This window comes from Herbidospora sp. NBRC 101105, from assembly GCF_030269205.1.
Lineage (GTDB): Bacteria > Actinomycetota > Actinomycetes > Streptosporangiales > Streptosporangiaceae > Herbidospora > Herbidospora solisilvae.
Map to the genome: position 1 here is coordinate 114508 of NZ_BSSX01000001.1, position 19480 is coordinate 133987.

The window sequence follows — 19480 nt, forward strand, 5'->3', positions numbered from 1 at the left end:
CCAGGGTCTATTGGCGCCACAACAACACATGTATGTCGGTGCTCTGACGTTGGACATCCTCCTCGGCGACGTTCACTCGCTGAAGGAGAAGCGGTCCGTTGTCCGTCCCCTCATCGCCGAGCTGCGCCGGCGGTTCCCCGCGGTCGCGGTGGCCGAGACCGGCCATCACGAGCTGCACCGAAGAGCCGAGATCGGCGTCGCCGTCGTCTCCGGCTCGGCCGGGAACGTCGATGAGGTCCTGAACGCGTGCGAGCGGGCCGTCGCCTTCCGCCCCGAGATCGAGCTGCTGTCGGCTCGGCATCGTTTGTTCAACGACGAGGAATAGACCGCCAGGTCGCAGCGTCAGCCGTACATCCGGAAGAAGGGGGAGCGCGCCCATGGACGCCGCGCGAGCCAGGAAACTGGCGGACCGAATCCAGCAGATCGTCGCCGAGATGCTGGAACGGCGGATCAAGGATCCGCGGCTCGGGTTCGTCACCGTCACCGACACCCGGGTCACCAACGACCTGAGTGAGGCGACGGTCTTCTACACCGTCTTCGGGTCGGACGCCGAGCGCAAGGACACCGCCGCGGCGCTGGAGAGCGCCAGGGGCATCATCCGCTCGGAGGTCGGCCGGCAGACCGGGCTGCGGCACACGCCCACGCTCACGTTCACCCACGACCCCCTGCCCGACTCGGCCCGGCACCTGGACGGCCTGCTCGCCGAGGCCAGGGCGCGCGACGCCGAGATCGCGCGCAAGGCCGAGGGCGCGGCCTACGCGGGCGACGCCGATCCGTACAAGAAGGACGACGACGAGCTCGACGACGAGTTCGAGGACGACACCGACGAGGTGTCCGAGCGAAGCACGAAGTGACGCTCCCTCCCGAGGCCGAATGGGCGCGCGCGGTCGCGCTCATCGGTTCGCACGACTCGATCGCCCTGGCCTGTCACGTCACCCCCGACGGCGACGCCCTGGGCTCGATGCTGGCCTTCGGCCAGGCGTTGCGGCGGGCCGGCCGGCACGTGGTCGCCTCCTTCGGCGACGACGGGCTGACCGTGCCGCGGCTGCTGCGCTTCCTGCCCGGCCAGGACCTCCTGGTCGAATCCGCGCGCTTCCCGGCCGAGCCGGACCTGATGATCACCTTCGACGCCGCCACGATCGAGCGGCTGGGCCTGCTCGTCCCTGCGGCCAAGGCCGCGCGGGAGCTGGTGGTGCTCGACCACCACGCGTCCAACACCGGTTTCGGGACCGTCCAGCTCGTCGATCCCAAGGCGGCGGCCACGGCCGTGCTGACCGAGGAGCTGATCCAGCGGCTGGGGCTCCAGATTGACCGGGACATCGCGACCTGCCTCTACACGGCCCTGGTGACCGACACCGGGTCGTTCCGCTACAGCTCGACCACCCCCGCCGTCCACGCCCTGGCCGGGCGGCTGCTCGGCGCGGGCCTCAACCCCGACGCGATCGCGCGGGAGTTGTGGGACCGCTCACCCTTCGGATACCTGCGGGTTCTCGGCGCCGCCCTGTCGCGGGCCCAGCTCGACCGGTCGGCCGTCGGCGGCGCCGGGCTGGTCTGGACGACCGTGACCAGGGAGGACCGCGCCCTGAACGCGTTGCCCTACGACGAGGTCGAAGGGATCATCGACGTCCTGCGCAAGGTCGACGACGCCGAGGTGGCCGTGGTCTTCAAGGAAGACGACGAAGGCGCCTGGAACGTGTCGACCCGCGCGAAGGGCACGGCCGACGTGGGCCGTGCCTGCACCGTCCTGGGGGGTGGCGGGCACCCCGGCGCGGCCGGGTTCTCCTCCCGCGAGACCCCGCAGGAGACCGTCGCCCGCCTCACGGAGCTGCTCGCGTGACCAGACGCCCCCCGCCGCCGAGCGGGATCATCATCGTCGACAAGCCCTCGGGCTGGACCTCCCACGACGTCGTCGGCAAGATGCGCGGCATCGCCGGCACCCGCAAGGTCGGCCACGCCGGCACCCTCGACCCGATGGCGACCGGCGTGCTGGTCGTCGGGGTCGAGAAGGCGACCCGCCTGCTGGGCCACCTGGCGCTGACCGAGAAGGTGTACGAGGCCACGATGCGCCTCGGCGTCTCGACCAACACCGACGACGCCGAGGGCGAGGAGACCGGCCGGACCTCCGCCGCCGCGGTGACCGCCGACGACGTCCACAAGGGCGTGGCGGCGCTGACCGGGCGGATCATGCAGGTCCCGCCGCAGGTCAGCGCGATCAAGGTGAACGGCGAGCGGGCCTACAAGCTGGCCCGCCAGGGCGAGGAGGTGGCGCTCCAGGCCCGGCCGATCACGGTCCACGCCTTCGAGGTGACCTCCGTGGTCCTGGGGGAGTCCGTCGACGTCACGGCCACCATCACCTGCTCCTCCGGCACCTACATCCGCTCGCTGGCCAGGGATCTGGGCGACGGGCTGGGCGTCGGGGGCCACCTGACGGCGCTCCGCCGCACCCGCGTGGGGCCCTATGCGGTCGAGAACGCGCTGAGCATCGAGGCGCTCCAGCAGGGGTGCGTCATCCTGCCCATCGCCGACGCCGTCTCCCAGGCCTTCCCGCGCCGCGACGTCACCGAGGAGGAGGCCCGCCTGGTCTCCCACGGCGGCCGGCTGAAGGCGGCCGGGCTGGGGGAGGGGCCGATCGGCGTCTTCGCGCCCGACGGCGAACTGCTGGCCCTGGTCGAGGAGAAGGGCGGCGCGGCCAGACCCCTGGCCGTCTTCGCCGGCTGATCTCTTACTCTCCGCCACGGCGCCGTCTCGGTTCGGCCGTCTTCGTCGGCCGATGTCCTCTGGCCGTTCTTCAACGGCTGATGTCCTTTCTTTCCGTTACGGCTCCGCCCACCCCGGCGCCGCCCGCCGCCTCCGGTGCGCGCCGCATCCGGCGCCTCCCGGTCGCTCCCGCCCGCCGGGGTGACGTGTGGCACGGAAACGCCGGTCGTGGCGAGGAGAACGGCCGGGCCCCGGGCGGGCGGGCCACAGGGCCGCCCCTCGGCGTCCTCGGGTGCCGGGGGGTGTGGGACGCTTAGGACGACTTAGCTTCTTGCCTGTTGGGGGTCGACGTGCGTGGCTGGCTCGGACTTGACGACGTGCCCGCGGACTGGGGCCGGTCCGTCGTCACGATCGGGGTGTTCGACGGCGTCCACCGGGGTCACCAGACGCTGGTGCGCAAGGCCGTCGACCTCGCCCATGAGCTCGGGGTCGCCTCGGTCGCGGTGACCTTCGACCCCCACCCCGACGAGGTCGTGCGGCCCGGCAGCCACCCCTCCCAGCTGTCCACCCCGCACCGGCGCATCGAGCTGCTCGGCGCCCTCGGGGTCGACGCGGTGCTGATCCTGCCGTTCACGCTGGAGTTCTCGCGCACCTCGCCCGAGGAGTTCGTGCAGATCGCGCTGGTCGACCGGCTCCACGCCGCCGGGGTCGTGGTGGGGGAGAACTTCCGGTTCGGCCACAAGGCCGCCGGCAACCTGGACACCCTGCGCGAACTCGGCGAGAAGTACGACTTCGTCGCCGTCGGCGTCCCCCTGGTGAGCAGTCTCGAAGACATCACCTCCTCGCTGATCCGTCAGCACCTGTCCGACGGCGACGTGGCCGCCGCCGCCGACGAGCTGGGCCGCCTCCACCGGGTCGAGGGCGTGGTGGTCCGGGGCCACCAGCGCGGCAAGGCGCTCGGGTTCCCGACCGCCAACGTCGAGTCGGCGCCCCACACCGCCATCCCGGCCGACGGCGTCTACGCCGGCTGGCTCGAGTCGCCCGACGAGCGCTGGCCCGCGGCGATCTCCATCGGCACCAACCCGACCTTCGAGGGCGTCGTCCGGACCGTCGAGGCCTACGCCCTCGACCGCGACGATCTCGACCTCTACGGCCTCCACGTCTCGGTCGACTTCCTGGCCCGGCTGCGCGACACCCTGAAGTTCGACTCGGTCGACGCTCTGGTCGAACAGATGCGCGCCGACGTCGACGAGGCCCGGAGACTGACCGTCTCGGCTGGTTAACGGGCGGTGGTAGCCTTGTATGTCGGCTGAGTAATCACCGGCTTCTCGTCACGGCGACTGTAGGCACGCACGGTCGTTCGCGGGATCGCAATGGCTACGCGTGCCCATGGAACAAAGGAGAAGCAGTGTCGCTCGACACCGCCACGACCAAGGCCATCGTCGCCGAATACGGCGCCAGCGAGGGCGACACCGGGTCCCCCGAGGTGCAGATCGCGCTGCTGAGCAAGCGCATCAGCGACCTGACCGAGCACCTCAAGACCCACAAGCACGACCACCACAGCCGCCGCGGCCTGCTCCTGCTGGTCGGCCGCCGCCGCCGTCTGCTCAAGTACCTGCAGGCGAAGGACATCACGCGCTACCGCTCGCTGATCGAGCGGCTGGGTCTGCGCCGATAACGCGTCAGGAAGGGAGCGGCGATCACTCATGCCGCTCCCTTCCGTATAACCCCACAACTGAACAAACCACACACCACCCGTGAAACCAGTGCCCCGCGTCATTCCGCGGAAAAAGAGGGCCGGTCCTCGGTAGTGGCCCCCGGTCGACGCGACCGGGCGCTTCGATCGAAGACCGGCGCCGCACCTCCGGGAGCCGGCGACGTGGGGTGACCGACCCGAAAAAGGAGGTCCCCCGTGGAGGGTGTCCACAGCACGGAAGCCGTCATCGACAACGGCTCCTTCGGCACGCGGACGATCCGGTTCGAGACCGGCCGTCTCGCCCGCCAGGCGGCGGGGTCCGCCGTCGTCTACCTCGACGACGAGACGATGGTCCTGTCCGCGACCACCGCCTCGAAGAACCCCAAAGAGAACCTCGACTTCTTCCCCCTCACGGTCGACGTCGAAGAGCGCATGTACGCCGCGGGCCGCATCCCCGGCTCGTTCTTCCGCCGTGAGGGCCGCCCGTCCGAAGACGCGGTCCTGACCTGCCGTCTGATCGACCGGCCGCTGCGCCCCTCGTTCGTCAAGGGCCTGCGCAACGAGATCCAGATCGTCGCCACCGTCATGGCGCTCAACCCCGAGCACCTCTACGACGTCGTCGCGATCAACGCCGCCAGCCTCTCGACCCAGCTCGCCGGGCTGCCCTTCTCGGGCCCCATCGGCGGCGTCCGGGTCGCGCTGATCAGCGGCCAGTGGGTGGCGTTCCCGACCCACACCGAGCTTGAGGGCGCGACCTTCGACATGGTGGTGGCCGGCCGCGTGCTCGCCGACGGCGACGTCGCGATCATGATGGTCGAGGCCGAGTCGACCAAGGACACGCTGAAGCTGGTCGCCGAGGGCGCGGTCGCGCCGACCGAGGAGACCGTGGCCCAGGGCCTCGAGGCGGCCAAGCCGTTCATCAAGGTCCTGTGCGAGGCCCAGTCGAAGCTCGCCCAGGTCGCCGCCAAGGAGACCGCCGAGTTCCCGATCTTCCTCGACTACCAGGAAGACGCCCTGCAGGCCGTCGAGGGCGCCGTGCGCGCCGAGCTGGCCGCCGCGCTGACCATCGCCGGCAAGCAGGAGCGCGAGGCCGAGATCGACCGGGTCAAGGGCCTGGTCGGTGAGAAGCTGCTGGCCGACTTCGAGGGCCGCGAGAAGGAACTGTCGGCCGCCTACCGCAGCCTGACCAAGAAGCTGATGCGCGAGCGCGTCATCAACGAGGGCATCCGCATCGACGGCCGCGGCACCAAGGACATCCGGCAGCTCAACGCCGAGGTCCACGTGATCCCGCGGGTGCACGGCTCGGCCCTGTTCGAGCGCGGCGAGACCCAGATCCTGGGCATCACCACGCTGAACATGCTCCGCATGGAGCAGATGATCGACACGCTGAACCCCGAGCGCACCAAGCGCTACATGCACAACTACAACTTCCCGCCCTACTCGACCGGTGAGACCGGCCGCGTGGGCTCGCCCAAGCGCCGCGAGATCGGCCACGGCGCGCTGGCCGAGCGGGCGCTCATCCCGGTTCTCCCGAGCCGCGAGGAGTTCCCCTACGCCATCCGCCAGGTCTCCGAGGCCCTGGGCTCCAACGGCTCGACCTCGATGGGCTCGGTCTGCGCGTCCACGATGGCGCTGCTCGACGCCGGTGTGCCGCTCAAGGAGATGGTGGCCGGCATCGCGATGGGCCTGATCGGCGAGGGCGACACCTACGTCACCCTGACCGACATCCTGGGCGCCGAAGACGCCATGGGCGACATGGACTTCAAGGTCGCCGGCACCAAGGACGTCATCACCGCCCTGCAGCTCGACACCAAGCTCGACGGCATCCCCGCCTCGGTCCTGGCCGCCGCGCTCAAGCAGGCGCGCGGCGCCCGCCTGGCCATCCTCGACGTGATGCAGGAGGCGATCGACTCCCCGGCGGAGATGAACCCGACCGCGCCGCGCATCATCACGATCAAGGTCCCCGTAGACAAGATCGGCGAGGTCATCGGCCCGAAGGGCAAGATGATCAACCAGATCCAGGACGACACGGGCGCCGAGATCACCATCGAGGACGACGGCACGATCTACATCGGCGCCACCGACGGCCCCTCGGCCGAGGCGGCCCGGAGCGCGATCAACGCCATCGCCAACCCGCACATGCCGGAGGTCGGCGAGCGCTACCTGGGCACGGTCGTCAAGATCGCCGCCTTCGGCGCGTTCATCAGCCTGATGCCCGGCAAGGACGGCCTCCTCCACGTCTCCCAGATCCGCAAGCTGCACGGCGGCAAGCGCATCGAGAACGTGGAAGACGTGATGGGCGTCGGCGAGAAGATCCAGGTGGAGATCGCCGAGATCGACTCGCGCGGCAAGCTCTCCCTGGTCCCGGTCGAGGTCGTGGAGAAGGAGGCCGCCGAGAAGGCGGCCCGCGCCGAGGCCGGCGAGCCCGAGGAGGCCCCGGCCGCCGAGCAGTCCGAGGCCCGTGGCGAAGCCCGTGGCGACGACGGTGGGGAGCCCCGCCGCCGCCGCACCCGCAGCCGTTCCGGACGGGACGACCGCAACTCGTGATCACGACGACCCTGTACGACGGAAAGGACGGTGCGGGGGTCATCCGCCGCACCGTCCTGCCCGGTGGGCTCCGCGTGGTGACCGAGACCATGCCGACCGTGCGTTCCGTCGCGGTCGGCGCGTGGGTCGGCATCGGCTCGCGCGACGAGGACCCGGAGCACACCGGAGCCACCCACTTCCTTGAGCACCTGCTGTTCAAGGGCACGCCCACACGCGACGCGATGGAGATCTCCGCGTCGATCGAGGGCATCGGCGGCGAGATCAACGCGTTCACCGCCAAGGAGTACACCTGCTACTACGCGCGGGTCCTCGACGAGGACCTGCCGCTGGCGATCGACGTGCTGGCCGACGTGGTCACCTCGTCCCTGATCACCCCCGACGACGTCGAGTCGGAGCGGGGCGTGATCCTGGAGGAGATCGCCATGCACGACGACGACCCCTCCGACGTGGTCCACGAGGCGTTCTCCGAGCAGCTCTACGGCGACACCCCGATCGGGCGCCCGATCCTCGGCAACGAGGAGACGATCAACGCCCTGACGCGCGACCGCATCGACGAGTACTACCAGCGCTTCTACCTGCCCACCCACACCGTGGTCTCGGTGGCCGGCAACGTCTCCCACGAACACGTGGTGGAGCTCGTCGCCCGCGCCTACGAGCGCGCGGGGGCCCTGGGCGGCGACGCCGCGCCGATCCCGCCCCGTGTGGGCGGCGAGGGCCTGCCGGCCCACCGCGGCGTGAAGGTGGTCGACCGGCCGACCGAGCAGGCCAACCTCGTGCTGGGCACGACCGGCGTCAGCCGCACCGACGACCGGAGGTTCGCCCTCGGGGTGCTCAACGCGGCGCTCGGCGGCGGCATGTCCTCCCGCCTGTTCCAGGAGATCCGGGAGAAGCGCGGCCTGGCCTACAGCGCCTACAGCTACACCTCGCAGTACGCCGACACCGGCCAGTTCGGGGTGTACGTCGGCTGCCTCCCCTCCAAGATCGACGACGTCCTCAAGATCTGCCGCGACGAGATCGCGCGGGTGGTCACCGAGGGCTTCACCGAGGAGGAGATCCTGCGCGGCAAGGGCCAGATGCGCGGCGGTCTCGTGCTCGGCCTGGAGGACACCGGCTCGCGCATGTCGCGGATCGGCAAGAGCGAGCTGGTCTACGACCGGCTCATGTCGGTCGACGAGGTCCTGGAGCGCATCGACGCCGTGACCGCGGCCGACATCGCCGAGGTCGCCTCCGACGTGCTGACCCGGCCGCTCACGCTGGCCGTCATCGGCCCGTTCGCCGGGAAGGACTTCTCGGCCGCGGTGGGCTGACCGCTAGCCTTAGCACGTGATCAAAGTAGGTGTGCTGGGCGCGCGTGGCCGCGTCGGGGTGGAAGTGTGCAAGGCCGTCCACGCGGCCGACGATCTGGAACTGGTGGCGGCCGTCGACAAGGACGACGCCCTCGACCCGATCGCCGAGGCCGAGGTGGTGGTCGACTTCACCCACCCCGACGTGGTGATGGGCAACCTCCGCTGGTGCATCGAGCGGGGGGTGCACCCGGTCGTCGGCACGACCGGCTTCGACCCCGCCCGCCTCGACGAGGTCAGGGCCCTGCTGGCGGCCAACCCCGGCACCAACGCCCTGATCGCCCCCAACTTCGGCATCGCGGCCGTGCTGATGATGCACTTCGCCCGGCAGGCGGCCCGCTTCTTCGACTCCGCCGAGATCGTCGAGCTGCACCACCCGAACAAGGCCGACGCGCCCTCGGGCACCGCCCGCCGGACCGCCGAGCTGATCGCCGCCGCCCGCGCCGAGGCCGGGCTCGGCCCGATGCCCGACGCGACCTCCCAGGAGCTCCCCGGCGCCCGTGGGGCCGACGTCGACGGGGTACGCGTCCACGCGGTCCGGCTGGCCGGGCTGATCGCCCACCAGGAGGTCATCCTGGGCGGCGACGGCGAGATCCTCACCATCCGCCACGACACCATGAACCGGGCGTCGTTCACGCCAGGAGTGCTGCTGGGCGTCCGCAAGGTCCGCGACCTGCCCGCCGGTCTGACCGTCGGTCTGGACGCGCTGCTCGATCTCTAGACGCCCACCGCGAAAACGTCGGTCGCCCGGGGCATGATGGCACCCCCGGGCGGGTGGGCCTTCGCTCGTCGAGGGCCGGGCCGGCGCGGCCGGTTGGCGCCGGTTGCGGTGGCCCGCTCGGTGCGGTGGTCGGTGCCGGGGTGGGCGGAGCCGTAACGGAAAAATCCGCTTCTCAGGCCAGGTTGACGGAGAGGCCGATGGCGAAGAGGAGCCCGAAGACGATCTGCAGGCGGCCGGTCTGCTGGAGCGTGGCGATCAGCGCCCGGCCCTGGAGGCCGTTCATGACCTCGCGCACCGGCCGGACCGCCAGCGGGAGCGCCAGCAGCCCCAACGCCGCGAACGGGTGGGAGAACACCAGCGGCACCAGGCAGGCGAACGGCACCAGCAGGCAGGCCGCGTAGAGGAAGCGGGTGCGGCGGTCGCCGAGGACCACCGCGAGGGTGCGCTTGCCGGCCGGTTCGTCGGTCTGGCGGTCGCGCAGGTTGTTGACCACGAGCAGGGCCATGGCCAGCAGGCCGACCGGCACCGCCACCCACACCGACGTCCACGACCAGCCGACCTGGACGTAGGCGGTGCCGATGACCGCCACCAGGCCGAAGAAGAAGAACACCGACAACTCGCCGAGCGCCCGGTAGCCGTAGGGGCGGGAGCCGCCGGTGTAGAACCAGGCGGCCAGGATCGACAGCGCCCCGAAGGCCAGCATCCACCAGGCCGACGTCGCCACGACCAGGGCGAGGCCGACCACGGCGGCGGCGGCGAAGCAGCCGAGCGCGGCGGTGAGCACCGCCTTGGGCGTGGCCGCCTTCGAGCCGACGAGCCGCATCGGGCCGACGCGGCCGTCGTCGGTGCCCTTGACGCCGTCGCTGTAGTCGTTGGCGTAGTTGACACCGATCTGCAGGACCAGCGCGACGAACAGGGCGGCGAGCGCCGCCCACCAGACGAAGCCGCCCTCGCCGATCGCGACGCCGGTGCCGGCGGCGACCGGGACGACGGCCGCGGGGAGAGTGCGGGGCCGCGCGCCGGCGACCCATTGAGCCATGGTGGTCACGCGCGTGAGATGTCCGTCGTCATGCGGACCATCCGGATCGGACGGCCCATGTCGAGCACCCGTTCGGCCATGTCCTCGCCCCACCCGGCCGACTCGAGGAACCCGAGCATCGCGTAGTTCTCGGCGAACACCCAGGTCACGACGGAGCTGTAGCCGTCGTCGCGCAGGTGGTCGACGGTCGCGTTGAGCAGTCGGCTGCCGTGGCCGCGCCGGATGTGGTTGGGGTCGACCAGCAGCGTGAGCAGCTCGGCCGTGAACCCGGGATGCAGATCAGGGTCTTCGGCGGGCCCGTGAGAGGCGAGCCCCACGACCCGGTCGCTGGCCCGCTCGGCCGCCGTCGGCAGCGCCGCGAGCACCCCGCCGGGGCCCAGCGCGTGCCACTCTTCGGTGTCGGGGACGACACGTTCCACGGCGACGAGCACCCGGTGGCGCGGGGAGGGCGGCGAGAGGATCGCCTCGTCCCACTGGCGCCGCCACATCTTCTCGGCGGCGGGGCCGGTCATCTGCTGTAGCGGGCCGGGGGGCAGGAAATCGCGGTAGCCGTGCTTCCACGCCCTGATCTGGGTGCTCGTCACCGCGTCGACATCTTCGAGACGGGCAGGTCTGACACCCATTTGGCCGGCTCCTTTCTGTGCCTATGACACCGTACTGGTCAGGCGGGCATCCCCGGACCTTCAGCCTGACGTCGTGCCCTATATGTCCGAGTTTTCGTGCGATTTCCACACACGCGCATCGAGCACCACGCCCGCGACCGGTTCTTCGACGCGTCGATGAAGGCGGCCTGGCAGGTGCTCTCGACGCACACCTTAAGGCGTGGCCACGTCCCGTCGGCGTGCGCCGCAGCGATCATGGCGGCGAGTTGTGCGAGACCGCGATGCGGCGCGCCGTCGGCCGGCACGAGCCGGGGCGTCCCGCCGTCGACGGTGACGCGCAGCGAGAGCGCCGCCAGCGCCGTCTCCAGGGGTTCGGGGGCGGCGTACGCCACCCCGTCGTGGTTGTGCCGCAGGCCGGCCCTGAGACCTTCCCGCAGCTCTCTGGCGAGCACGAGATCGGCGGCCGGTTCGAGGCCGCGGGCCTCCAGCCAGTCGCGCAACACCTGCGGAGAGGTCAGGTCGTCGGTATCGGTCTCGACGTCGTAGGTGTTGACGAAGTCGCGCAGCAGTTCAGCCGGGCCGGACAGGTTGATCACCCCTTCCGAGGCACTCTAGCCGGGAATAACCAGACACCCCCGAAACGCTTTAGCCGGTGTTGAACATTCCTTGGAGGGATCACCATGCACGTCAGCTACCTCGCCTACCTGGCCTTCCAGCAGAAGAAGCGCCGTGAGCGTCAGCCGCGAGTTCCCCGTAAGCCGTCGCGAGCCGAATGACCCCCTCGGCCAGTTCGGCCCGATGGGACGCGGCCGTGTGGGTGAGCCGCAACCAGGGCCCCGGCGGCTCGGCGGCGTGGTAGATCCGCCCCGGGCTGACCAGCACACCGGCCCGCTGGGCGCGTTCGACGAGCGCCGCCTCGTCGAGGGCGGGCGGGAGGCGGACCCACACGTGCAGCCCTCCCTTCGGCACCAGCTCCACGCGCACGCCGGGCAGGTGCCGCCGCAGGCTCTCCAGCAGGATCGCCCGCCGTTCCTCCAGCTCCCCGGCGACGGCGGCCCGGTGCCGCCGCCAGGCCGGGGCCGACACGAACTCCAGCGCCGTCTCCTGGAGCGGCCGGGCGACGAAGAACGACTCGACGATCTGCGCGGCCCGCAGCCGGGCGGCGGCCGGTCCACGGGCGACGAGCCCGGCCACCCGGAGGCTGGGCGCGGTGATCTTGCTGAGCGACAACACGTGCACGACCGTGCCGTGCGTGTCGAGCGCCACCAGCGGGGGCGGCGGGGGAGTGGTGGTGAGATAGCGGGCGAAGTCGTCCTCGACGACGAAGGCGCCCGCCGCCCGCGCGACGGCGAGCACCTGCCGCCGCCGCTCCAGTGACAACGTCGCCCCGGTCGGGTTCTGCAGCGTCGGCTGGCAGTAGAAGACCCTGGCCCTGGTCCGCGCGAACGCCTCCGCGAGCTGGTCGGGCCGCACCCCGCCGCCGTCGGCCGGCACCGGCACCACCCGCAGCCCCGCCGCCCGCGCGGTCGCCAGCGCCCCCGGATAGGTCGGCGTCTCGACCAGCACCGGATCGCCTGGGGCGGCCAGCCCCCGGAAGGCGTGGGTCAGCGCGGCCTGCCCGCCGCTGACGATCAGCACGTCGTTCTGGGTCGTCTCCGTCTCGCCGGCGAACCAGCTGCGCAGCTCGGGCACGCCCGCGCGCGGCGGCATCGACCAGGCGTCGGGCCGCTTCACCGCCCTGATCGCGGCGGCGCCGAGCTCCTTGGTCGGCCGCAGCACCGGGTTGAGGTAACCGCCCGTCAGCGGGATGACCCCCTCGGCGGGCTGCTGGAGGATCGACGTCAGCGGCGCCTCGTCGACGACCCGCTCGCCCAGGGCGACCGTCTGCCAGGAGGGGTCGGTCTCCCGGGGACGGGGCGGCGCGGCAACGAACGCGCCCGCGCCCGGCCGGGTGGTGACCACCCCTTCGGCGACCAGCCGCGCCACGGCCTTGGAGACGGTGACGGGCGAGACGCCGTGGGCCCGGACGATCTCCCGGCTGGAGGGAAGCCGGTCGCCCGGCCGCAGCGAGGCCGCCTGGGCCTTCAGGCTGTCGGTGAGACGAGCGATACTGCTATCGTCGTTCATGAGAGACCAGAGTAGCGCTATCATCGCCGATCGGGTAGTGAGTAGCGCGTCAGTTCATCGCCCTGGTAGCGCTGTCACACCGGCCCGTCTCGGCACGGCGCTCGCCGCCGTCGGCGTCCTCGCCTTCTCCGGCTCGATGCCGGCCACCGTGTACGCCATGCGCGGCCTCGACCCCTTCCTGGTCGCCATCGGCCGTGCCGTGCTCGCCCTGGTCGTGGCCGTGGTCTTCCTGCTGGCCGCCCGCGCCCCGCTGCTGCCGCCCCGCCGCGACCTCGGGTCGTACGCCGTCATCGCCCTCGGCGTGGTCTTCGGCTTCCCCGTCTTCAGCGGCCTGGCCCTGTACGGCGGCGCGTCCACCTCCCACTCCGCGGTGGTCATCGGCCTGCTCCCGGCCGCCACCGCGGTCTTCGCCGTGCTGCGCGCGGGCGAGCGCCCCCGGGCGGCCTTCTGGACCGCGTCCGCCCTGGGGGCGCTGTCGATCACCGTCTTCACCCTGTCGCGCGGCGGCGGGCACGTGACCACGGCCGACCTGCTGCTCGTCCTGGCCCTCGCCTCCGCCGCCGTCGGCTACACCGAGGGGGCCCGGCTGACCCGGACCACCCCCGGCTGGCGCGTCATCTCCTACGCGCTCGTCGTGGCCGCCCCGCTGACCGTTCCGCTGACCGTGTGGCTCGCCCTGACGACCGAGCCGGTGTTCACGGCCGAGTCGGTCTCGGGATTCCTCTACACCAGCCTGGTGTCCATGTACCTGGGCTTCATCCCCTGGTACGCCGGCCTCGCCCGGGGCGGCATCGCGCGAGCCGGGCAGACCCAGCTCGCGCAGCCGCTGCTGACGCTGGCCTGGGCCGTCCTGCTCCTCGGCGAGCCGTTCGACCCCTGGACGATCGTGGCGGCCATGGCGGTCCTGGTCTGCGTGGCCGCCACGCAGCGCACCAGGGCCGGCGCTATTCGAGCGTGAAGGTGGCGCTGCCGTGGAAGGCGGCGGTGCCGTCGTTCTGCTCGACCCAGACCAGGCCCGACCGGTGGCGCAGGTAGTAGCCGGGGAAGTTGACCGACTCGTACGAGACGCCGCTGCCCGTCAGCCCGGTGCGGCGGTGGAACGAGGCGTCCGAGCGGAACAGGGCCGAGTTGTCGTTGCGCTCGACCCAGGCCTCGTGGTTGCGGTGCCGCAGGAAGTAGCCGGGGAAGTTGGTCGACTCCAGTGACACCGTGCCCGATCCGGTCAGCCCGGCGACCTGCCGGAACTGGCTGTCGGCCAGCGGCGTGACGTTGGCTTCGAGCCGGACCCGGTACTCCCAGTGACGGACGGCCAGACTCCCGGACATGAGCCGCACCGGGGTGGCGCCGTCCGGGACGGGAAGCCCGAAGTCGGGCGTGCCGTCGGCCCGCCAGTAGATCTTCTGGACCCGCGTCCGCCGGTTCGGGTCGTTGAGCGGGTCGCCCGAGATGTTCTGGTACGACCGGTCGTGGTAGACGAGCAGGTCGCTCTGGCCGTCCTCCGAGACCGTGAAGGAGTTGTGGCCGGGCCCGAACTGGCTGGTCGCGGCGCTGGAGGCGAAGACCGGGTTGGGGCTCTTGGTCCACGACGCGGCGTTGAGCGGATCGGCCGACGCCGAGGCGGTCAGCAGCCCGAGGCAGTAGTTCGCGTCGGTGGCGCTGGCCGAGTAGGTCATGAACAACCGCCCGTTGCGCTGGATCACCGACGGCCCCTCGGCGACCCGGTAGCCCCTGGTCTCCCAGGCCAGGGTGGGGATCGTCAGGCGGGTGGTGGCCCCCGTGATCTGCCACGGATTGGCGCCCATGCGGGCGATGTACAGGTTGGAGTTGGTCGAGATGCCCGGTTCCTGCTGCGCCCAGATCAGGTAGCGGACACCGTTGTGCGTGAAGGTCGAGGCGTCCAGCGAAAAGGTGTCCCAGGGGGTGACGATGCGCCCGCGCTCGGTCCACGTGCCGGTCAGGGGGTTGGCCGCGCTGCTCTCCAGGACGTACATGCGGATGCGCCACACGTCGTCGGCGCGGCCGGCGGCGAAGTAGACGTACCAGCGGCCGTTGATGAAGTGGATCTCGGGCGCCCAGATGTGCGCGCCCATCTCGCCCGAGGTGTGCCTGCGCCAGATGACGGTCTCGGGCGCGGTGGCCAGGCCCGAGATCGTGGTCGCGCGGCGCAGCACGATGCGGTCGTACTCGGGCACCGTGGCGGTGAAGTAGTAGTAGCCGTCGGTGTGCCGGAAGATGTGCGGGTCGGCGCGCTGCGCCGCGATCGGGTTGGTGTACTGCACGGCCGGACTGGCCTGCGCCGGCAGCGGCGTCAGCAGGAGCAGCGTCGCCACGACGACGACCAGGCGTAACAGGCGCATCGGAGGTCCTCTCAGGCGAGCGGTGCGGTCACGGTGAAGGCCGTGCCGGTCGGATCGAGACGCAGGCTGCCGTTGAGGAACTTCCCAGGCAGGTTGTACGACTCCAGCAGCGCCCCCCGCGCGCAGAAGGTGGCGTCGCCCCGGAAGATCGCCGACCCGTCGTTCCGCTGCAGGACGAGCTGCATGTTGTAGTGGCGCAGGTAGTAGCCGGGGAAGTTGATCGCCTGGAACGAGTAGCACCCGGAGTGGGCCAGCCCCACGCCGATCGTGAAGGTCGAGTCCTGCCGCTGCAGCAGCGGGCTGGTGGAGCTCACGTTCTCCAGATAGGCCTGGTAGTCGCGGTGCCGCACGTAGAGGGACCCGGCCCGCAACGACCGGTTGCCCGTCGGCAGCGCGGTGGTGTCACCGGAGTCCTCCCGGATCACGGTGAAGTGCCGCGCCGTGCCGGACAGCCCCGAGAGCTCGGTCCGCCCCGAGAAGCTCGACAGGTTGGAGCTGTCGGCGTAGTAGTACCGCCCGCCCGAGTAGTTGTCGAAGTAGATGCGCCACCGGTTGTCGGGCAGCCGCACGAGCGCGGGCCCTTCGAGCCCCGACCCCCACCCGGCCCAGTTGCCCGTGCCGACGAACGTCCAGGGCCCGTTCAGGCTCGTGGCGGTCGCATGCTCGATGTACTTGGTCGTCTCGTTCTTCAGGAAGTTGTGGTACGTCCCGTCGACCTTGACCAGGAAACTGTCGATGTAGTTGGCCGGGATCCCGAGCGCGGTCGGGGCCGACCACGCCGACAACGCGGAGTTGGTGGCCGTGATCCGATAGGGCCGGAACTGCCCCGCGGTCCCGGTCGTGGACGCCGAGAAGACGACGTGCACGCTGCCGTCGGAGTCGCGGAACCACTCGGGCGCCCAGGTGCTGCCCGTGGAGCCGTTCAGCCCGACGGTGACGTTGCGCTGGAACGTCCAGGTGACGGCGTCGGCGCTGCGGGCGAACCCGATCGTGTTGCCGGTCCAGCCGGTCGTGTAGACGAGGTGGTAGTAGCCGTCGGTGTGCTTGATGACGCTGGGGTCGCGGATCAGGCCTGACGGGGGTGTGTAGGCGTTCGACCTGATGAGGTTGAAGTTCGTGGCGTTGCTGGAGTCGTAGACGTACATGTTCGACTCGCTGGCGTTGGTGAACGCGGTCATGAGGTAGTGCGGGGCGGGACCGGCGGCGTCGGCGGGGGTGGGGTGGAGGAGGGCGGCGATGAGGACGACGAGGGGGAGCAACGACCTTCGGAGCATGGGAGGTCCATCTGTTATCGCTAACATTGGGATCTCATGGCTAACCCGGGGGGTCGCGGCTGTCAACGGGGCGGGGTGTCGGCGCAGGTGCGGGGTGGCGTGGCCCTGAAACTTTCCGGGTCAGGCCTCACGGGCAGACGAATGGTGTTATCTGCTGACTCACGTATGCCGTGAGGATTCGCCGACGAAGACGCGTCCACGTCTCGGCGGTTATACGTCTGCCGGATTTGGCGACGAGAAAGCCGGTGACATCGCCTTGACCATGGCGATCTGCGGCCCACTGCACTGCTGATCGGCATTGCGGTGGTGGCCGATACGGAGAGGGCGCGCTGGATGTCCCCGGCGCGGTCGCGGCCGTCGCCCTTGGACGACGCGCTGTCCCACAACCTCGAAGCGGTGGGAGTTGCCATCGGAGTTCCATGACACCGACTGCGTCTACAGGTCGGCGATGACCAGCGCCGGGACCTACCAGTTGCTGCCCGAGGCCAAGGTCGACCAGGAGGTCGTACCGGTGTCGCCCGACGTGAGGACCGTCGGGGTCGTCGTCGGGTGGGAGCCGGGGGTGCCGGACAAGTTGACACTGGCCGTCATGCGCGGCGATGCCGTCCTGTACCGCGCCGCCTCACGCCGTGCTCGAACCCGACGCCGGAGAAGGGAAGTCCCACCTGAATCGGTCACCCATGCGTTCCGTCAGACAGCGTGGTCACGTCTTCGCACAGTGCGGCGGTGTGGTCAGTTTCTGGTCCACTGAGGCGGTGCGGTTGCTTGCTGGTTCGGTTGGCGGTGTGGTGACGGACTCGGGCAGTGAGGCGGTCGGGTCACGTTCTGGGCCAGTGAGGCGGTCGGGTCACGTTCTGGGCCAGTGAGGCGGTGCGGTCGCTTACTGGTTCGGTTGGCGGTGTGGTCACGCATTCGGGCAGTGAGGCGGTCGGGTCACGTCTTCGCACAATGAGGCGGTGCGGTCAGTTTCTGGTCCACTGAGGCGGTGCGGTCGCTTGCTGGTTCGGTTGGCGGTGTGGTCCCGGACTCGGGCAGTGAGGCGGTCGGGTCACGTTCTGGCCAGTGAGGCGGTGCGGTTGGATACCCACTCACCCGGTCGGGCTGTGTGGTCACATCTTCAGCGGGTAGCCGGCGTGGTCACGCACCTGGCCGTCGGGCGGTGCATGCGGCGACCAGCCCGGCCGCGCGGCGTCGCCATCCGCTCAGCCTGGGCACGCGCGGATGCGTCTGCCCAGGCGTGTCAGGCTGATGGCGGGTGGCCGCGCGGCGTCTCGAAGCGCCTCCTCGTCACAGACCGTTCTGGCGGGATGCCGGAGTCGAGCGCTTCGACTTGGGCCACTTCTCGCGGGCCGTCGCATACGTCCCCCGGTAGGGGACCGTGAACACGTAGCCCTGTTTGCGCAAGGTCGCGATCGCCTGGCGGACGGTCGCCTTGGCCACGCCGTGTTCGGCCATAAGGACCTTCTCGCTCGGCAGGGCGCGGTTGGCGGGGAACTCGCCTGAGCGGATCTTCTCCGCCAGGAGCTTGGCGATCTGCTGGTAGACGGGGAGCTCCGATCGCGGGGTGTCGGGCGTGCCCACGAAGGTGCCCTCTCCCTGGATCGTGTAGGCGAGGCCCTGGTCGCGCAGTTCGCGGGCCACCCGGCGGGCGGTCATGCGGGCGACGTTGTATTCGGCTTCGAGTTCCGCCTCGCTGGGGATGGCGTCGCCGGGGCTCAGCTCGCCGTCGGCGATCTTCTGCCGGAGCTCCTCGGCTATCTGCTTGTAGACCGGCACGGGTCCCTCTCGGTCGAGCATCTTCGTATCCTAGACCAAACAGTACGTATACCCAGAAACCAGACACTTACTAAGTCTCTATAGACGGCGACTAGACCTATAGGTAGATTGACCATCAAGAAATGCGGCGCCACTTGGTGTCGGTGACGACAAGGTGATCGAGGAAGGTGAGGCCAACGATGTCGGAAGCGTGTCGCAAGTGGTCGGTCGAGGCCAGGTCGGCGGGGCTGGGCTCGGTGGAGCCGCTGGGGTGGTTGTGTGCGACCCCGAACGCCGCCCCTCCCGAGGTCAGCACCGCCGTGATCACATCGCGGACCGGCAGTGAGGTGTGGTCGCTGCCGCCCTCGGTGAGCACGAGCTGGCGCACCACCCCGCCGCCGGCGTCGCACACCACCAGGACCAGGCGCTCCTTCGTCTGCTCCCGCAGGAGCGGGGCCACCAGGGCGGCCAGGTCGGCCGAGGAGGTGATGCGCAATGGACCGGGGCCGCTTTGCGAGCGACGTACAAGATGAAAGGCGGCGGCGACGCGGGCGGCCTTGGCGGGCCCGACCCCCGGAACGCTGAGCAGCCGATGCGGCTCGGAACGCGCGAGTTCGCCGAGATCACCGCAGTGGGAGATCACCCGCGAGGCGAGCTCGACGGCACTCATGCCGCGGCTGCCCGATCCGAGGAGTATGGCCAGTAATTCCCGATCGGCCAGGGCGTTTCCTCCTTTCTCCAGCAAACGCTCACGAGGCTGATCGCCAGCCGCCATGTCCTTGACCCGCAACCCCATGGGCCACGTTTTACCATCACCCACCGACGTTCTTTCGGTGCCCGCATTTGTCCATCCGATTTGGGGCTGGAAGTGGTTTATGTCCCAGGCATGGTTGTGACGCGATTTCCCTGATTGGGATGTAATTGTCCCATCGGGATGTCCTGTTGCCTCGTTCGCGAGAGTATGTCTGCGTCGCTACCGTCTGGGCGTGTATGCGCTGTTCTCTGGTTGTTCCTGTACGACCTGGCTGCCAGGCCGGGGAGCCTGTTGTGCGCCGGCGTTGAGAGCATGTGGATGCTTTCCGCAGGGCTGAATTGACCGCCATCCTGCTATGTGGGGATGTGGCTGGGTCTCGAGCGACGGGTTCCGCTTGACTACAGAGAATGGTCGCCGCCTTGGGTTCCCCGGCCCGCTTCGGATGATTGAACGACGGCACAGCAAGCGCCTTCCCAGCTCCTCGACAAGGCGGTCAACCGCCTGCGTCGAATCGCCCCCAATACACTCGCCGCCCCACATCGCCCCCACTAGTGGAGCGGCGAGCGGC

General features: G+C 70.3%; 19 protein-coding genes. 10 read left to right on the forward strand and 9 right to left on the reverse strand.

Annotated features, from left to right (window positions below; genetic code table 11):
- Window positions 1–28 precede the first annotated feature (28 nt).
- The 9 genes from QSK34_RS00515 (at window position 29) to dapB (ending at window position 9004) form a co-directional block, all read left to right on the forward strand.
- A complete protein-coding gene (locus QSK34_RS00515; protein ID WP_030450887.1) occupies window positions 29–325 on the forward strand; it encodes a DUF503 domain-containing protein in 297 nt (98 codons plus the stop codon).
- Window positions 326–377: 52 nt separating this feature from the next.
- Window positions 378–854 carry a 30S ribosome-binding factor RbfA gene (gene rbfA / locus QSK34_RS00520; protein WP_030450886.1) on the forward strand — a complete coding sequence of 159 codons (477 nt, stop codon included), beginning with the start codon at window positions 378–380 and terminating at the stop codon, window positions 852–854.
- Window positions 851–1837 carry a DHH family phosphoesterase gene (locus tag QSK34_RS00525; RefSeq protein WP_285578688.1) on the forward strand — a complete coding sequence of 329 codons (987 nt, stop codon included), beginning with the start codon at window positions 851–853 and terminating at the stop codon, window positions 1835–1837. The genes rbfA and QSK34_RS00525 overlap by 4 nt, the downstream gene beginning before the upstream one ends.
- On the forward strand, window positions 1834–2718 hold the full coding sequence (truB, locus tag QSK34_RS00530) for a tRNA pseudouridine(55) synthase TruB (protein ID WP_285578690.1): 885 nt from the start codon (window positions 1834–1836) through the stop codon (window positions 2716–2718). Before QSK34_RS00525 ends, truB begins: the two co-directional genes overlap by 4 nt.
- A gap of 329 nt (window positions 2719–3047) precedes the next feature.
- A complete protein-coding gene (locus QSK34_RS00535) occupies window positions 3048–3980 on the forward strand; it encodes a bifunctional riboflavin kinase/FAD synthetase (protein ID WP_285578693.1) in 933 nt (310 codons plus the stop codon).
- Window positions 3981–4105: 125 nt separating this feature from the next.
- Entirely contained in the window at window positions 4106–4375 is a 270-nt protein-coding gene (gene rpsO / locus QSK34_RS00540) for a 30S ribosomal protein S15 (RefSeq protein ID WP_030450882.1), read from the forward strand.
- Between the two features lie 234 nt (window positions 4376–4609).
- Window positions 4610–6940 carry a polyribonucleotide nucleotidyltransferase gene (locus tag QSK34_RS00545; RefSeq protein ID WP_285578696.1) on the forward strand — a complete coding sequence of 777 codons (2331 nt, stop codon included), beginning with the start codon at window positions 4610–4612 and terminating at the stop codon, window positions 6938–6940.
- Window positions 6940–8247, forward strand: a complete 1308-nt coding sequence (locus tag QSK34_RS00550; protein WP_285581989.1) for a M16 family metallopeptidase — start codon at window positions 6940–6942, stop codon at window positions 8245–8247. The genes QSK34_RS00545 and QSK34_RS00550 overlap by 1 nt, the downstream gene beginning before the upstream one ends.
- Before the next feature lie 16 nt (window positions 8248–8263).
- A complete protein-coding gene (dapB, locus tag QSK34_RS00555) occupies window positions 8264–9004 on the forward strand; it encodes a 4-hydroxy-tetrahydrodipicolinate reductase (RefSeq protein WP_161480526.1) in 741 nt (246 codons plus the stop codon).
- 172 nt (window positions 9005–9176) lie between these two features.
- Here the strand turns inward: dapB and QSK34_RS00560 are convergent, their stop codons facing one another.
- From QSK34_RS00560 to QSK34_RS00575, 4 genes are all read right to left on the reverse strand, one after another.
- On the reverse strand, window positions 9177–10052 hold the full coding sequence (locus tag QSK34_RS00560; RefSeq protein ID WP_285578698.1) for a 1,4-dihydroxy-2-naphthoate polyprenyltransferase: 876 nt from the start codon (window positions 10050–10052) through the stop codon (window positions 9177–9179).
- Window positions 10049–10666 carry a GNAT family N-acetyltransferase gene (locus QSK34_RS00565; protein ID WP_030450877.1) on the reverse strand — a complete coding sequence of 206 codons (618 nt, stop codon included), beginning with the start codon at window positions 10664–10666 and terminating at the stop codon, window positions 10049–10051. The genes QSK34_RS00560 and QSK34_RS00565 overlap by 4 nt, the downstream gene beginning before the upstream one ends.
- A gap of 38 nt (window positions 10667–10704) precedes the next feature.
- Window positions 10705–11241, reverse strand: coding sequence for a CGNR zinc finger domain-containing protein (locus QSK34_RS00570; RefSeq protein ID WP_285578701.1), 537 nt, complete (start codon window positions 11239–11241; stop codon window positions 10705–10707).
- Window positions 11242–11332: 91 nt separating this feature from the next.
- The gene (locus QSK34_RS00575; protein ID WP_285578703.1) at window positions 11333–12772 is read right to left on the reverse strand and encodes an aminotransferase-like domain-containing protein; all 1440 of its coding nucleotides are present in this window, start codon (window positions 12770–12772) and stop codon (window positions 11333–11335) included.
- Between QSK34_RS00575 and QSK34_RS00580 the strand changes: the two genes are divergently transcribed.
- A complete protein-coding gene (locus QSK34_RS00580; RefSeq protein ID WP_285578705.1) occupies window positions 12771–13730 on the forward strand; it encodes a DMT family transporter in 960 nt (319 codons plus the stop codon). The two genes, QSK34_RS00575 and QSK34_RS00580, sit on opposite strands and share 2 nt — an antisense overlap.
- Here the strand turns inward: QSK34_RS00580 and QSK34_RS00585 are convergent.
- The 5 genes from QSK34_RS00585 to QSK34_RS00605 form a co-directional block, all read right to left on the reverse strand.
- Window positions 13717–15129 (reverse strand): family 43 glycosylhydrolase, encoded by a 1413-nt coding sequence (locus QSK34_RS00585; protein ID WP_285578707.1) that lies wholly within the window; start codon window positions 15127–15129, stop codon window positions 13717–13719. The genes QSK34_RS00580 and QSK34_RS00585 overlap by 14 nt on opposite strands.
- 11 nt (window positions 15130–15140) lie before the next feature.
- A complete protein-coding gene (locus QSK34_RS00590; RefSeq protein WP_285578708.1) occupies window positions 15141–16403 on the reverse strand; it encodes an AbfB domain-containing protein in 1263 nt (420 codons plus the stop codon).
- Between the two features lie 465 nt (window positions 16404–16868).
- Window positions 16869–16994, reverse strand: coding sequence for a hypothetical protein (locus QSK34_RS00595; RefSeq protein ID WP_285578710.1), 126 nt, complete (start codon window positions 16992–16994; stop codon window positions 16869–16871).
- A 696-nt stretch (window positions 16995–17690) separates the two neighbouring features.
- Complete coding sequence (locus QSK34_RS00600; protein ID WP_161480520.1) at window positions 17691–18200, reverse strand: GntR family transcriptional regulator; 510 nt, start codon at window positions 18198–18200, stop codon at window positions 17691–17693.
- Window positions 18201–18294: 94 nt separating this feature from the next.
- Window positions 18295–18954 carry a JAB domain-containing protein gene (locus QSK34_RS00605; RefSeq protein ID WP_285578712.1) on the reverse strand — a complete coding sequence of 220 codons (660 nt, stop codon included), beginning with the start codon at window positions 18952–18954 and terminating at the stop codon, window positions 18295–18297.
- Between the last annotated feature and the right edge of the window lie 526 nt (window positions 18955–19480).

What these genes read in the sequence shown, in the direction of transcription:
- QSK34_RS00515 (WP_030450887.1), top strand. Translation starts at nt 29, where the DNA reads ATGTATGTCGGTGCTCTGACGTTGGACATCCTCCTCGGCGACGTTCAC.
- rbfA (WP_030450886.1), top strand. Translation starts at nt 378, where the DNA reads ATGGACGCCGCGCGAGCCAGGAAACTGGCGGACCGAATCCAGCAGATC.
- QSK34_RS00565 (WP_030450877.1), bottom strand. Translation starts at nt 10,666, where the DNA reads ATGGGTGTCAGACCTGCCCGTCTCGAAGATGTCGACGCGGTGACGAGC.
- QSK34_RS00580 (WP_285578705.1), top strand. Translation starts at nt 12,771, where the DNA reads ATGAGAGACCAGAGTAGCGCTATCATCGCCGATCGGGTAGTGAGTAGC.
- QSK34_RS00575 (WP_285578703.1), bottom strand. Translation starts at nt 12,772, where the DNA reads ATGAACGACGATAGCAGTATCGCTCGTCTCACCGACAGCCTGAAGGCC.
- QSK34_RS00585 (WP_285578707.1), bottom strand. Translation starts at nt 15,129, where the DNA reads ATGCGCCTGTTACGCCTGGTCGTCGTCGTGGCGACGCTGCTCCTGCTG.
- QSK34_RS00590 (WP_285578708.1), bottom strand. Translation starts at nt 16,403, where the DNA reads ATGCTCCGAAGGTCGTTGCTCCCCCTCGTCGTCCTCATCGCCGCCCTC.
- QSK34_RS00595 (WP_285578710.1), bottom strand. Translation starts at nt 16,994, where the DNA reads ATGACGGCCAGTGTCAACTTGTCCGGCACCCCCGGCTCCCACCCGACG.
- QSK34_RS00600 (WP_161480520.1), bottom strand. Translation starts at nt 18,200, where the DNA reads ATGCTCGACCGAGAGGGACCCGTGCCGGTCTACAAGCAGATAGCCGAG.
- QSK34_RS00605 (WP_285578712.1), bottom strand. Translation starts at nt 18,954, where the DNA reads ATGGGGTTGCGGGTCAAGGACATGGCGGCTGGCGATCAGCCTCGTGAG.